Annotated in this window: 13 protein-coding genes; 4 read left to right on the top strand and 9 right to left on the bottom strand. The window is 57.5% G+C overall.

What is annotated here, in order from left to right:
- Positions 1 to 26: 26 nt before the first annotated feature.
- The 3 genes from HMJ29_RS19850 to HMJ29_RS19840 form a co-directional block, all read right to left on the bottom strand.
- Positions 27 to 680: a hypothetical protein gene (locus HMJ29_RS19850; protein WP_171593124.1), complete on the bottom strand. Its 654-nt coding sequence runs from the start codon at positions 678 to 680 to the stop codon at positions 27 to 29.
- A 349-nt stretch (positions 681 to 1,029) separates the two neighbouring features.
- On the bottom strand, positions 1,030 to 1,734 hold the full coding sequence (locus HMJ29_RS19845) for a PspA/IM30 family protein (RefSeq protein ID WP_171593123.1): 705 nt from the start codon (positions 1,732 to 1,734) through the stop codon (positions 1,030 to 1,032).
- 155 nt (positions 1,735 to 1,889) lie between these two features.
- Complete coding sequence (locus HMJ29_RS19840) at positions 1,890 to 2,285, bottom strand: CesT family type III secretion system chaperone (RefSeq protein ID WP_171593122.1); 396 nt, start codon at positions 2,283 to 2,285, stop codon at positions 1,890 to 1,892.
- Between the two features lie 199 nt (positions 2,286 to 2,484).
- On the opposite strand from HMJ29_RS19840, the gene HMJ29_RS19835 reads away from it, so the two are divergent.
- Both HMJ29_RS19835 and HMJ29_RS20385 read left to right on the top strand, forming a co-directional pair.
- Positions 2,485 to 3,252 carry an XRE family transcriptional regulator gene (locus HMJ29_RS19835; protein WP_171593121.1) on the top strand — a complete coding sequence of 256 codons (768 nt, stop codon included), beginning with the start codon at positions 2,485 to 2,487 and terminating at the stop codon, positions 3,250 to 3,252.
- Between the two features lie 16 nt (positions 3,253 to 3,268).
- Positions 3,269 to 4,441 (top strand): hypothetical protein, encoded by a 1,173-nt coding sequence (locus HMJ29_RS20385; protein WP_216634076.1) that lies wholly within the window; start codon positions 3,269 to 3,271, stop codon positions 4,439 to 4,441.
- Between the two features lie 88 nt (positions 4,442 to 4,529).
- Here HMJ29_RS20385 and HMJ29_RS19825 read toward each other — a convergent pair whose 3' ends face one another.
- Positions 4,530 to 5,000 (bottom strand): hypothetical protein, encoded by a 471-nt coding sequence (locus tag HMJ29_RS19825; RefSeq protein ID WP_171593120.1) that lies wholly within the window; start codon positions 4,998 to 5,000, stop codon positions 4,530 to 4,532.
- Positions 5,001 to 5,293: 293 nt separating this feature from the next.
- Here HMJ29_RS19825 and HMJ29_RS19820 point away from each other — a divergent pair, with 293 nt between their 5' ends.
- Positions 5,294 to 6,175 carry an alpha/beta fold hydrolase gene (locus HMJ29_RS19820; protein ID WP_171593119.1) on the top strand — a complete coding sequence of 294 codons (882 nt, stop codon included), beginning with the start codon at positions 5,294 to 5,296 and terminating at the stop codon, positions 6,173 to 6,175.
- 133 nt (positions 6,176 to 6,308) lie between these two features.
- Entirely contained in the window at positions 6,309 to 7,766 is a 1,458-nt protein-coding gene (locus tag HMJ29_RS19815) for a phytoene desaturase family protein (protein WP_171593118.1), read from the top strand.
- Between the two features lie 238 nt (positions 7,767 to 8,004).
- Here the strand turns inward: HMJ29_RS19815 and HMJ29_RS19810 are convergent, their stop codons facing one another.
- From HMJ29_RS19810 to HMJ29_RS19790, 5 genes are all read right to left on the bottom strand, one after another.
- The gene (locus HMJ29_RS19810) at positions 8,005 to 9,027 is read right to left on the bottom strand and encodes a J domain-containing protein (protein ID WP_171593117.1); all 1,023 of its coding nucleotides are present in this window, start codon (positions 9,025 to 9,027) and stop codon (positions 8,005 to 8,007) included.
- A 194-nt stretch (positions 9,028 to 9,221) separates the two neighbouring features.
- Entirely contained in the window at positions 9,222 to 10,238 is a 1,017-nt protein-coding gene (locus tag HMJ29_RS19805) for a histone deacetylase family protein (RefSeq protein WP_317241286.1), read from the bottom strand.
- A 145-nt stretch (positions 10,239 to 10,383) separates the two neighbouring features.
- Positions 10,384 to 11,112, bottom strand: coding sequence for a LytR/AlgR family response regulator transcription factor (locus tag HMJ29_RS19800; protein WP_171593116.1), 729 nt, complete (start codon positions 11,110 to 11,112; stop codon positions 10,384 to 10,386).
- Positions 11,090 to 12,196, bottom strand: a complete 1,107-nt coding sequence (locus tag HMJ29_RS19795) for a sensor histidine kinase (protein ID WP_171593115.1) — start codon at positions 12,194 to 12,196, stop codon at positions 11,090 to 11,092. Before HMJ29_RS19795 ends, HMJ29_RS19800 begins: the two co-directional genes overlap by 23 nt.
- 194 nt (positions 12,197 to 12,390) lie before the next feature.
- Positions 12,391 to 12,855, bottom strand: coding sequence for a DUF4890 domain-containing protein (locus HMJ29_RS19790; protein ID WP_171593114.1), 465 nt, complete (start codon positions 12,853 to 12,855; stop codon positions 12,391 to 12,393).
- Positions 12,856 to 13,081: the final 226 nt, after the last annotated feature.

Genomic DNA, 13,081 nt, shown 5'->3' with positions numbered 1-13,081 from the left:
GTAGGACCTCTGGTGGTGCGAGAGCCTCAAAAGACTTCGTAAGGCTCAATCAAATAGCAGCGGCGCTGTTCGTCATAATCAATTACCAGGGCCGTGTCGCCCTTGCGTAGCTCGGCAGTTGGGGAAGCCGCCAGCACGTTCAGCATCAGTGGAGCCCCTGCCTGCGTTTGCACCCGGGCCTGGCCTAGGCGATAGGCAGTAGCGGGTAGCAGTACAGTGCACACCTTGCCCAGCGGCCGGACGCCGCCGTCGTGGTTTTTTTCCATAGCTGCGTACAGATGCACGAAGGGCAGCGTCAGGACTTTGGCCAGCAGCAGGCTCCCTAGCAATAGCGGCAGCAGTAAAGCCAGGCCCAGCAGCCCCGACTCATTGTGGAGGTAGTAATTCAGAAGTATACTGCCGGCCCAAAGGGGGAGGGCTACAAAACTGAGAAACACCATCAGCGGAATGCGGCCCAGATTAAAGAAGGTCAGGGCATGGTTCAGCCAGCTGACACCCATTTCGGGGGGATGCGCTTCGGCGTGGTGGCCGAGGTCCACGTCGTGGTCAATGTCCAGATCAACGGTTTTAAGGTCAAGAATGCCTGCCAGAATCGTGAGCCAGTACAGTAGAACGAACACCAACAGGGCCGTGGGGGCAAGGTTGGGCGCTGAAACCGCAGCGTGTAGAAGTTCAGTCATGGCAAGGGAAAACTAATCGGGGAGGAGCGGAGCCCACCACCAAGTGGGGTAATAAAAACAGAAAATAATGCGATGCAATTACCCCCTTTTCAGGCCCACTAACGAAGCTCCAGCTGCTGCCGTAGTTGGGTATTTTCTGCTTGCAGCTGCCGGAATTGTATTCTATAGGCTCTAATGATACCGGCGAAGCCAATAATTGCCAGCACTCGGGCAATGCCGGGGGGGCAGCAGGTGAAAAAGCTGGAGCAGCACCCCACACAGCAGCACCACAAAAGCCAGGGTTTTTAGGAGTTTTGGCTGGATATCCATGGGTAGAAATAGGAGGAAGTAGGTAGTTGCGGGCGGCAGACTACTCTAGCCCCAGCTTGGTCTTGAGGGCCTGCAGCTCCTGCGTGGCCTGGCCGCGCCCCGAGTGGCCTAGGGCCTTGTCAATCTCCTGGTCAATGGTTTTGCTTTCGTGGGCTAGCTGCCCGTAAGATTCCGCCAGGGCTTCTTCCACGGCCACCTTTTCCTTCATGCGCTCCAGCAAAGCCACTGTGCCCGAGGAATCTAGCTGGGCTAATTGCTGGTTAATGGTTTTGGTAGCGGTGCTTACCGTTACGCGGGCCTTCAGAGTTTTGAGCTCATTCTCCCACTGGCTGATGGTAGATTTTAGCTGCTGCACATTTTGCTCAAGCTGACTGGCTGAGCCTTCAAATTTCTCCTGCTCTGCCGCCGAGCGGGTAGCCTGCGCCTCATTCTCGGCTTTTTTCACGAGTGCCTCGCTGGCTAAACGGTCGGCCTCAGCTGCGGCCAGCTCACCCTTATGAGCACGCTGAAGCAGGAGCACCGCTTTGCTTTCATAATCGAGGGCTTTGGCGCGGGAGGCCGAAGCATCATTACGGGCCCGGATGGCCATAGCCTTTACTTCGGCCAGGCCCTGCAGGCTCTTGTCAAGGTCCTGGCGCAGGTCTCGCAGGCCCTGTTCCGTCATTTTAATAGGGTCTTCGAGCTGATTTATGGCGGAATGAGCTTCGGCTTGGCCAACTTTGAAGATGCGGTTGAAGATGTTCATGGCTTAGGGGGCTTATGGACTGAAAGGCTTCGGGACGTAGGGCTAGGTAGTTGGGGCTTTGAGCTTGAGGTAGCTTTCTCGCGTACTGCGTGTGCGCTGCGCGCGCGATACGTAGGACATGAGTCAATGCTGCTCAGCTTTTGATACCCAAAACGTTATTTGGAAAAAGCAATCAGCTCGTCGCTGAACTCACTGAGCAGCAGGCTGAGCGAGTTGAACACCGCTTCCAACTCGGGCCGGTCTAGGTGTTCCAGCTGAAGCGTGTCGCGGAAGATGACTTTGCGGCCTGTTTCGTCGAGCACGAAAGCGCCGTGAATGATGTCGCGGTTTTTCTGAAGCAGTTGCTGATACACCTCGCAGCTGGGGCCGGGTAAATCCAGCAGATGCTGCTCCATAATCAGAAGCGGCTCTCCACACCCAATAACCAGGTGCTCAATGCCCAGCTCTGGCTTGCTGACAACCAGCAGATTGGATGCTTCTTCCTGATGCCGGATGTCAAAACCGAGCTCTAATAAGAAGGTCTTGATTTTGGTAAAGTAAGAGTGGGCCATTGAAGTGAAATGTAAATGAGTAGCGGCGGATAAGGTACTAAAAGGAAGAGGAGCTGAACAGTTGGTGAGTAAGGCTAGTCCTGCTCAAAAAAATAGAGGCTTGTACAGGGTGCTTGGCAGTAATGTAGTAGCTTTACGATGCAATTGTAAGCAAAGTTTACATATTGCTCAAAGTTTGAGCTAAAAATATTTTTGCCATATGTCGAACGTTGGAAAAAACATTCGGAAGCTGAGAACGGTAAAGAAGCTCAGTCAGGCCGCTTTTGCCGAACTTTTTGGGTTAGCCAGACCTAGCGTAGGCGCTTACGAGGAGGGGAGGTCGGAGCCGAAAATGGAAACTCTGATTCAGATTGCTCAACATTTTGGCTTGTCAGTAGACTTGCTACTTACGAAAGAGCTAACCGTAAATGAGCTGTACAATTTTGACCTGTATAAGCAAAAAAATGCCGAGCCTGCCTCAGCGCCGCAAGCCGAAGCTGACCGCCAGCAGCACCTGACGCCCTACGTGCCGGCTGCGCGCATTCTGGAGTATATTGTGCAGCACCACGACACCACATTTATTGATGCCCTTACTACGCTCACGTTTCCGCATAGCCTAGGGCCAGCTACGCGGGCTTTTGAGGTGAGCGGGGCTGATATGCAGCCCACCCTACGCCATCAGGACGTAGTGCTTTGCTGCCACGTTGACAAAGCCAGCCCCCGCCTGCACATGGGGCGCCTCTACGCTTTTGTAACCCAAAGCCGCTTGCTGGTTCGCCGCCTTAGCGAGCAGCAAACTGGTGGGTTGCTCAAACTACGAGCCGACAACCCCGATTACCCCGTGCAGGATCTACTACTTACCGACGCGCTCGAAATCTGGGAAGTACACGGCAGCTTCAGTACCCACTTGCGGGCACCCGCCTTATTAGAGGAGCGTGTAACTCAGTTGGAGCGGCAGCTGGAAGCCGTGCTGGCCAGATTAGGCTAACCTTTTATACTCCCGAATGACGGCTGCCTCGCTCATAAACTCACGGAAACGCATTGCCCTACTGGCCTTGCTAGTAGCGGGGTTTGTGCTGCTGGGGCGGCGGCAGTATGAGCCGCCCACGCAGCAGGAGCAGCACAAGCGAGTGGCCTACCTGGAGCGTGTACTGCAAGAGGGCACTGGGCCAGATACTGAGCTGGCAGCCATTGGCCAACAAAATCCTGAGTGGGAATTATTCTCGCTGTCGTTCTCAGCATACGCATTTGCCAACCGGGCGGCGCAGCAGCCGGCTTTTCGGGCAGAAGCCGCCCGGTATATTGACCTTGCCATTGAGCAGGCATTAGCCCTGCCGGTGCGCAGCGCGTTTGAGCCAGCAGCGGTAAATGGCTCCCTCCCTGATACAACTGGCTCTGTATTGTACCTGGGGCATCTTAACTTGATGCTGGGTTGCCTGCGGGAGCTTGCCCCAGCTGCAGCGCGCACGAAGCTGCACAATATGCTATCGGGGGCACTATTTCGGCGGTATAACCGCGAGAAGAGTGGCTGTTTGGAGTCGTACCCGAAGCTGCGCTGGATACCTGATAATACAGCGGCTCTCGCCTCACTAGCCTTGCACAGCCGCCTGACGGGCAGCAAATATGCGGCGGCTGGTGGCCAATGGGTGCTGCGTGCAAAACACCAGTATCTCGATGCGCAAACAGGGGTGTTGGTTTCGCAGGTTGATACCCAGGGCGCGCCCCTGGAAGAACCACGCGGCTCAATGGTGGGCTGGAGTATCTGGTTTCTCTCCCGCTTTGACCCTGCTTTTGCCCAAGAGCAATATGCGCGCTATCAGCAGCACTTCAGTACCAATTTAGGCCTGGTAAGGCTGTACCGGGAGCGGGCCGGAAACTACACCAGTAGTTACGGCGACCTTGACAGCGGGCCCTTGATACTGGGTTACAGCATTCCTGCCAATGCCTTTGCTTTTGCCGATGCGGTGGCCCTTGGTGACCTGCGTAACGCGCGTAGGCTGCAGCGCCTGATAGGCCTTGGCCGCCGCGAAATTGAAACGCCTACGGAACTGCACTACGGGGTGCGGTTCGTGGATTTAGCCGTTAGCCCTTTAGCCGAAGCGTTGCTCTTATATTCTGAATTTCCCGTTAGCAGCCATTCCTCCATTCCTCAAGCAGCGGCACATCCTGCCAACTAAGCCACACAAGTAGTTGGCCAACCACCTCACGTTTTACCATGCCGCCTACCCTCATCAGGCAACAGCCAGCGCATTATCGCCCACTCCGCTAGCTCGCCAAGGCACTGCTTACGGTGTTGGAATACGGCCATTCAGAATGAAGGGCGGCCAGCATGGGCGGCTCATCACCTAAAAGCCAGTCGGCCGCTTCGGCGGTGTTGGAGAAGAACTGGATATCGTAATTCATGAAAGCGCGCTCGGTGCGTACCAGGCTTTCCACTACCAATTGGTTGTACATATTGTGCATAGGCAGCACCAAGGCCACACGCTGCACGGCCCCCTTTGCAACACGAGGCAACCAGGTAGTAGCTACCCAGGCCTGGTCATCGAGGCCCATGCTTGGGAGGTCGTTCATGTCAACCAGCGCCTGGCGAATGTTTTTTTGCTCAATGAGCTGCGCCACGGAGTCCATGCCTTGGCGGAACGCTTGCGGGTTGGTGCAAGTGGTGTTCCATTGAAAACGGAGTAAGGAAGGGCTAGCCAAGAACTGAGCCCGTATAGCGGGTAAAGTTAAAATCATGCAAAAAGGAGAAGTAGACGAAAGAGACGATGTACGAGCAAGATTTAAAACTGGATTTAATGCCTTATCAAATTTAAAGCCAATTTTAAATGCGAATAAGGCATGAAAAGGCTGCTGCAAAGGGGAATAGTGAACTTTAGGATGTGAGTATAAGTAAAACTTAATTATCCTCAATAAAATAATATAATGAGAGGTGAATCTTGGCCAGGAGTACCTATGTAGCGTTCAGGCTAAACCGTACTAGTGCTGGTAACTGCCTGTTGCAGAATGTCTATGTGTACTTTTGCTTTATAATGAGCAACCCCACCATAGTCGCCACCCAAACGGCCGTGCCACGTAGCATCCGGCTGTTGCGTCTGAAGTTTCGCTTACTGTCTGGGTTCTCCACTGAGCTGGCGTTTGGGGCAGCCTGGCGGTTGTTTACAACCCCACGAAAGCTGCCTGAAAAAAGCTGGGAGGCCGCTGCTGTTGCAGAAGCCCGGCAGTTCTGGGTAAACTCAGCGCGCGGGGCCATTGCGGCTTATGAATGGAACCCTCAGGGCTCGCGCACAGTGCTGCTCGTGCACGGTTGGGAACACCGGGCTAGCTTCTGGGGTGTAATGGTGCGCGGGTTAGTGGGGGCTGGCTTTCGGGTGGTTGCTCTTGATGGTCCTGCCCACGGGGCTTCCGCTGGCCGCCGCACTACACTTCCAGCTTTTGCCCGGGCCGTGCAGGCCGTAGCCGATGAGGTAGGGGAGGTGTACGCGGCGGTAGCGCACTCGTTGGGCGCCGCTGCTACCGCCGGCATACCCGTAGAGTTTAACCGTGCTGGCAACGGGCGGCTGCCCCGACTGGTGCTGCTGGCTGCCCCGGGCAGCACTACGGCCGTAGCCCAGCGGTTTGCTCAGTTTCTGCACTTGCCTGAAGCGGTGGTGCAGCGCATGCATCGGTACATTCAGGAGCAGCACGGCCGCGATGCCGAAAGCTTCAGCCTGATTCAGATGGGCCACACGCTACCCGCAGATCGGGCCATGCTCGTGCACGACTTCAACGATGAGAGTATTCCGTTTGCTGAAGCACAGGAAATTGCCAATAGCTGGCCTAATCTGGATTTCAGGCCTACCACTGGCCTAGGCCACAATGGGGTTATGCGCGATGCAGGGGTGCTAAAGCAGCTGGTAGAATTTCTGTCTTAACTAATCAGTGAGCTCACTACAGGCACCGTAGGCCTCGGCTGCGTATGTGTGAGGATGCCTTTACATAACCACGGCTTGTGTGTACCCGCGGGTTCTGGTGTTAGGCCAGTACGTCAATATTGAATTTTCTTGCATGAATAAGCCAGAGTATGACGCAGTAGTAGTAGGCGCGGGGCCGAATGGTTTGGCTGCCGCCATTGTACTGCAGCAAGCGGGGCTGTCGGTGCTGCTGCTGGAGGGCAAGGAAACGTTGGGAGGTGGCCTACGCACCGCGGAGCTGACGCTGCCGGGCTTCCACCACGATATCTGTTCGGCCATTCACCCGCTGGCTGCTGCCTCTCCCTATTTTCAGACGCTGCCGCTGGCCCAATACGGCCTAGAGTACATTACGCCCCCGGTAGCCGCCGCCCACCCCTTTGATGATGGCACGGCTGCGGCGGCAGTAGCCTCGCTAGCTGAAACAGCCCGAAGCCTGGGCCAGGATGCGCGCGCTTACCAGCAGTTGCTTGAGCCGCTGGTGCAGGCGTGGCCCGGCCTTGCCCCCGATGTACTGGCCCCGCTCAGCTTTCCACGTCACCCGCTGGATATGGCTAGGTTTGGGTTATCGGCGCTGCAGCCGGCTACCATGCTGGCGGGGCGCTTCCGGACCAAGGAGGCGCGGGGGCTTTTTGCGGGCATGGCGGCCCATTCCATTCAGCCCCTCACCAACCCCACCACCGCCGCTATTGGCCTAGTGCTGCTGATTGCGGCCCACCGCCACGGCTGGCCCCTGCCCAAAGGCGGCTCCCAAGCTATTACCGATGCGCTGGCAGCCCATTTCAAAGCCCTGGGCGGCAAGGTAGAAACCAACACGTACATTAAGAGCCTGAGTCAACTACCATCGGCCAAGGCAGTGCTGTTTGACGTGACGCCGGCTCAGCTGCTCCAGATTGCCGGTCACCGGTTATCGGCAATCTACCAGTGGCAGTTGCGGCGCTACCGCTACGGCTGGGGCGTGTATAAGATTGACTGGGCTTTGGATGGGCCTATTCCCTGGACTGCCCCCGAGTGCGCCCAGGCCGGCACCGTACACCTGGGCAATACACTGGAGGAAATTCAGGCCGGGGAGCATGCCATTTCACAGGGGCAGCACCCAGAGCGGCCTTTCGTGCTACTGGCCCAACAGAGCCTGTTTGACGCTACCCGCGCCCCCGCTGGCAAGCACACTGCCTGGGCCTACTGCCACGTACCCAACGGCTCCCGCGTGAACATGACCGATGCCATTGAACGCCAGGTAGAGCGCTTCGCGCCCGGCTTCCGCAACCGAATTATCGGCCGGCATACCTTCGATACTGCTGGAATGGAAGCGCACAACCCCAACTACATAGGCGGTGACATCAACGGGGGCACACTCGATCTAGGCCAGCTGTTTACGCGCCCAGCCTTGCGGGCATCACCATACCGCACGTCGGCGCCGGGGCTGTACCTGTGCTCGTCTTCCACACCGCCCGGTGGGGGCGTGCACGGCATGTGTGGCTACCACGCCGCCAGCCGCGCCCTGCGCGATGTATTTAAGCTGCCCGTGCCGCCGCTGTATCAGGAAGGAACGTAGCCTGCTCTGCTGGTTTGGGAAGTAGATGTCGCAGGTAGTGAGAATCTGCGGCTACTCACACCCAACGTATCGTGCCTGGTCAATACTCCACCACACTAATATGCCATCCTGAGCGGGGCAAAGGGTTTTCTCAAACTAGCAAGACTGACCTAGAGCGACTCGTGCAGACGGTACATCATCTTTCATTCCGCTCAGGATGACGCGGTAAACAAGTAGCAGGGGCAGGGCGGAGGAATGGCTATATCGACTCGTGGCCTTCTGCCGCCAGTTCTTTCAACACCTCGCGTAGGCCAGTAGGCTCCTGGATGAGGTGGAAGATATGCTCCAGGTACTCAGCCTCGGCGCGCAGGTGGCGTTTGAGGTGGCGGATTTCCTGCTCCCGCTTCTTGCCCGTGCTGCCAGAGAAGCCGTTGTCGCCGTACTTGAGGGCGTTGAGTTGCTGCTTCAGTTCCGTTTGTTGCTGGTGCAGGGCCTGGGTGTAGCGGGCTAGCACGGTGTCATCGGTGGCAGAGGTGGGCGCCGACTCAGAGAGCAGCTGAAGCAGGGTGTAGAGGTCGTTGGCTTCGTAGGCCTCCGTGATGCGCTGCATCAGTTGGGTTTTCTGCTGCTGAGCCGCCGGGTCGCGCTCCAGGTCGGGGTGATGAGTGCGGGCTAGCTGGCGATAGAGCGTTTTGGTGTTGGAAAGGAGGCTTTGCTGCTCGTCGCGGGCTGCTTTCTCAGCGGCTTCCTGGGCCTTTTGGGTTTTGGTTTTACGCCGGGCGCGGGCGGCCTGGGCTGCCTGCTCATGGGGCGGCAAGGTAGGGTCGATATCGGGCTGGGGGGTGGCCTCAACAGCTGGAGCTGTTTCCTCATCGTCTTCCAGATCAACACGACGGCGGGGGGCGTATTTTCGCAAGATATCGGCGGCATCTTCTCCAAACCGGTCTTGCAGGGAGCGGGCATTGCCCACAATCACGGCCGTAATCTGATGCTCCTCGGCGCGACTGAAAAAGCCCAGCAGCAAGGCATCTTCGAGGGGGACAAACAGCCGCTGCCGCACTTTCACTACGGCTTCCGCCGCCGGACCTACCTGTTGCCAGTAGCGCCGCCGGGCCTCCGCCTGCTCCACTTTCAACTCCTGCAGGCGTTGCCGCAAGCCTTCTACCTGTGCTACGGCCGCCCGAAACGCCTGCTGCGCTGGGGTGCCGGGTGCTTCGGCAGGGGCCAGCGTGGGCAGTGAGTTGGCGGCGGGTAAGTCGGTGGTGGGGTTATGCAGATTCATATAGCAAAGGTAGGGTGTAAGTGACTGGGGTAACCCCACCCCCTGCCCCTCTGGGAGAGGGGGGGCCAGACGACCTCAACAACTTTGTCAGAACGCACCTTTATCCCTACCAAGGAGGCGAAGGCGGTAAGGTTTGTCACAGAGTTAGGACCCCAGATTCCTCGCTTCACTCGGAATGACTACTAGCTTTCAACTCACCCGAATACCTCGTAGGCCACCCGGAATGTGTTGCAATGAGCATCAACGATGTCTGACAAGCGTTCAGAGTAGCCGCCGCCCATGCTTACGGCTACGGGAATACGACGCTGCTGGCAAAGCCGGAGCACTAGCTCGTCGCGCTGGCGGCAGCCTTCCTGGGTGAGGGCAAGCTTGCCCAGCTTGTCGGTAGCCAGCACATCAACTCCGGCCTGGAAGAAGAGGAAATCAGGCTGCACCTGGCCTATGAGCTTCGGCAGCGTATTACCGAGAATCTGCAGATAGGTGGCGTCCTCGGTGCCCAGCTCTAGCGGAATGTCAAGGTCAGACTGCTCTTTGCGCAGCGGGTAGTTAGCACCGGCGTGCATGGAAAAGGTGAACACGCGTGGCTCATTCTGGAAGATGCTGGCTGTGCCGTCGCCCTGGTGTACGTCGAGGTCTACCACCAGAATCTGCCGGGCTTCGCCGTGGTGGAGCAGGCGGGCGGCAGCTACGGCAATGTCGTTGAGCACGCAAAACCCCTCGCCCCGGTCGCGGAAGGCGTGGTGGGTGCCGCCGGCCAGGCTCATGCCAATACCATCGCGCAAGGCCCGCCGCGACGATTCTACCGTACCGGCCACGCTGCTCAATGAGCGGCGCACTAGCTCCGGGCTTTGGGGCAGGCCTAGCCGGCGCACCTCGGCGGCCGTCAGCTGTAGGTCCCGCACACGGTACCAGTAGTCTGGGGAATGCACTCGTAGGATGTCATCTTCGGCGGCTAGGCCTGGGTCGTAGATGTCGCTGGCCGGAGCAATGCCCTGCCACAGCAGCTGCTCCCGAATGAGCTCATACTTGGCGATAGGGAAGCGGTGGCCGTTGGGCAAGGAAATACTGTAGCGTTCCGAAGAGGCAAGGCAGGGCACTAGTGGTGAAATTGTGAAGTGGTGAATAGGTGGATGCGAAGTGGGGTATACGGAAAAAAGCGGCAGCAGCACGCCGTAGGGCAGCAGCACAGCCAACCCCATACTGGTTCGCATTGCGTAAGGAAGTAAAAAGCATCAGCTCAGTCTCTTTTGCGCTGCTAAGCAGTCTACAGCCTGCAACCGACTTTATGACTATAAACTCTATGGCTGCGCTGCCGTCCTTTTCCATACACCTCATCAAGCATTCACTATTTCACCACTAGTGCATGTTGCGCTCTTCGATGAGCTTGTGAAAAGCATCGGCGTAGGAGTCGCCGATGGGGATGATGGCCTCGCCGAGGTAGATGCGGTTTTTGCGGATGGAGTCGATCCAGCTGAGAGCTATGATGAAAGAGCGGTGCACGCGCACGAAATCCTGGGAGGGGAGGCGGTCTTCGAAGGCTTTCAGGGAGTTAAGCGTGAGGACAGGCTTGCCAGCTCCCGTGTAAATCTTGATGTAATCTTTGAGGCCTTCGAGGTAGCGGATATCGCGCAGGTTGATGCGCTGAGTGTGATAGTCGGCCTTAACAAAGATGAAATCATCGGCCGGTGCTGGCGCGGGTGGCGCAGCTACTGGCTCAGTGGGCCGACGCGCCTGCAGGCGGTCCTGGGCTTTTTGGGCAGCCTGCACAAAGCGGTCGAAGGCAAAGGGCTTCACCAGGTAATCAACGGCGTTGAGGTTAAAGCCTTCCAGGGCGTAGGCCTCGTAGGCTGTGGTGAAGATGACCAGGGCCTCCGGGCGGAGCGTGCGCACAAACTCCACGCCCGTGAGGTCAGGCATTTGAATATCCAGAAAGAGCACATCCACGCTTTCCTGTTGGAGTACCGTCATGGCTTCCAGAGCGCTGCGGCAGGTGCCTACCAGCTCCAAAAAGGGCACGCGCTCCACGTAGCTCGTGAGCAGGCGCAGGGCTAGAGGTTCATCATCAACTAACAGGCAGCGGAGCATGGGCTAAGGTCAGGGTTAAGGCCACCGAATACTCAGTGGGCGTTTGATCTAGTTGGAGAGTATAGCGGTCGGGGTAGAGCAGGGCCAGGCGCTGCTGCACGTTGGGCAGCCCAATGCCCGAGTTAGGGTCGTGGTCGGCTTTGGCTTCCGGGAACCGCGTGTTGGTCACGTTAAACTGAAGCTGCTGCCCCGCCACCGCCAGCTCCACGGCAATTTTAGAAGGGTGCCGGGCGCTGATACCGTGCTTGAAAGCGTTTTCCACTAACGGAATCAGCAGCATGGGCTCAATCATACAGCCAGAGAGGTTGCCTTCCACCATGAAGCTGATAGCTACCTGCTCAGGGGTGAGGCGCAGGCGCTGCAGATCCATGTAGGTGCGCACGTAGGCCACCTCCCGGTCCAGCGGTACCCGCGGCGCCGCCGACTCATATAGCATGTACCGCATCAGCTGGGAAAGCTGCAGAATGGCTTCCGGTGCTTCATCGGCCTTGAGCTGGGCCAGGGAGTAAATGTTGTTGAGCGTATTGAACAGGAAGTGGGGGCTGACCTGCGATTTCAGGAACGCCAGCTCGGCGGTGAGGTGGTTGTTTTGAAGCTCCCGCCGGGCCCGCTCCGTTTCAAACCACTCACTGGTTATGCGTAGGCCACTGCTGATAATCCATACCAGAATCCCGATCATCCAGATGCCCTGTGGTGGCCGGGAGTGTTGGAGCTGAACGGTGGTTTGACCAGGCTTGCCCACTACAATTTCGGTGCGGTGTGGGCGCGAAGGGCGTTTCGTGATGCCCGTGGCCCGCGAAATAAAAGGCCAGTAAAAGAGGCCTAGCAGCACCAGCACCACCCCAAAATACGCCAGAAACCGCCGCTTAGCAAACAGCCTTGGAATTAGAATATGGTAGTTCAGGTAGAAGAAGCCCGCCAGCAGGAGCGGAGGGACCAGGGAAGTGAGATGAAACGGGGGCGGGTTGGTGGAGAGCAGCCGCGGAATAGAGGCCACGCCCACCCACGAGGCTACGTGGATGACCACCTTCCAGATGCGGCGCCAGGTAGTTTTAGGTTTCGTTATGGGGAGTTGGGCTGCCATTCGGGGCTCAAATTAGCTTGATGTACGCTCAGCAAGGGAGATAAGGATACGGTATGCAGTACGAGTAGCTGGTTGGCCCAACGCAAAAAGGACCTTATCAGACCAGTCAAAACCTGGCTAGGCCAGTGGTGCAGGCGTGATAAGATCCTTAGGGGCCGCCTGGGGTGCAGCCTGATCAGTAAGACGAGCGGATGCTACTGGTTGGCGCCGGGCAGCCGACGGTTGCGCATGCGCTCCTGCTTCTGGGCCTGGTATTTCTGAAACTGCTCCGGCGTCAACACGGCTTTGAGCTGGGTGTCGGTGGTTTCGTCTAGGCTGCGCATCTGCGTCATCATGGCCTGCCGGTCGGTGCCCGCCGAGCTTTGTTCTCGCAGGGTCTGCATCTGCTGCATTTGCTCCTGCTGAATAGCGCTTACGCGGGTTTGCTGATCGGCCGTCAGGTTCAGGGTCTTGGTCATTTCGACGAGCATGTTGCCAGGGCCACCGGGCCTATGGCCTTCGGGGCGAGCAGCGGTGTCGTCGTCGCCTTTGATTTTTGTTTTGTCTTTCTTGGTTTTAACCTTCTGGGCAGAAGGCGCCGTCTGGGCCTGAGCAGGTACCGAAAGGGTGGCCCCGGCCAAGGCAGCAGCGAACAGAGAGGCGGCAAGTAGCTTACGCATAATAGAAAGGAGTTAAGGGAATGCAGCCCGCTTCCCAGGCTACTTCTTTCCAAACCTACCGCGTCTCACCACCGCCCGGAACTATGATCTACTAATGCCCCTGATTTATCGACCGAGCCGCTTGATTCCTCCGGCGTGTCTGGAAGTTGGGGTGAGGCGCTAACAGCTACCGAAAGCTTTAAGTCTTTAAGGCTGGCTTTAGGGCAATTGAATAAATTAAAAATTT

Source organism: Hymenobacter taeanensis (assembly GCF_013137895.1).
GTDB lineage: Bacteria > Bacteroidota > Bacteroidia > Cytophagales > Hymenobacteraceae > Hymenobacter > Hymenobacter taeanensis.
The sequence above is the reverse complement of the archived record's forward strand: the minus strand, read 5'-3'. Positions and strand labels throughout refer to the sequence as shown.

Coding starts and splice junctions, on each gene's coding strand:
- HMJ29_RS19850 (WP_171593124.1), bottom strand. CDS start 680: ATGACTGAACTTCTACACGCTGCGGTTTCAGCGCCCAACCTTGCCCCC.
- HMJ29_RS19845 (WP_171593123.1), bottom strand. CDS start 1,734: ATGAACATCTTCAACCGCATCTTCAAAGTTGGCCAAGCCGAAGCTCAT.
- HMJ29_RS19840 (WP_171593122.1), bottom strand. CDS start 2,285: ATGGCCCACTCTTACTTTACCAAAATCAAGACCTTCTTATTAGAGCTC.
- HMJ29_RS19835 (WP_171593121.1), top strand. CDS start 2,485: ATGTCGAACGTTGGAAAAAACATTCGGAAGCTGAGAACGGTAAAGAAG.
- HMJ29_RS20385 (WP_216634076.1), top strand. CDS start 3,269: ATGACGGCTGCCTCGCTCATAAACTCACGGAAACGCATTGCCCTACTG.
- HMJ29_RS19825 (WP_171593120.1), bottom strand. CDS start 5,000: ATGATTTTAACTTTACCCGCTATACGGGCTCAGTTCTTGGCTAGCCCT.
- HMJ29_RS19820 (WP_171593119.1), top strand. CDS start 5,294: ATGAGCAACCCCACCATAGTCGCCACCCAAACGGCCGTGCCACGTAGC.
- HMJ29_RS19815 (WP_171593118.1), top strand. CDS start 6,309: ATGAATAAGCCAGAGTATGACGCAGTAGTAGTAGGCGCGGGGCCGAAT.
- HMJ29_RS19810 (WP_171593117.1), bottom strand. CDS start 9,027: ATGAATCTGCATAACCCCACCACCGACTTACCCGCCGCCAACTCACTG.
- HMJ29_RS19805 (WP_317241286.1), bottom strand. CDS start 10,238: ATGCGAACCAGTATGGGGTTGGCTGTGCTGCTGCCCTACGGCGTGCTG.
- HMJ29_RS19800 (WP_171593116.1), bottom strand. CDS start 11,112: ATGCTCCGCTGCCTGTTAGTTGATGATGAACCTCTAGCCCTGCGCCTG.
- HMJ29_RS19795 (WP_171593115.1), bottom strand. CDS start 12,196: ATGGCAGCCCAACTCCCCATAACGAAACCTAAAACTACCTGGCGCCGC.
- HMJ29_RS19790 (WP_171593114.1), bottom strand. CDS start 12,855: ATGCGTAAGCTACTTGCCGCCTCTCTGTTCGCTGCTGCCTTGGCCGGG.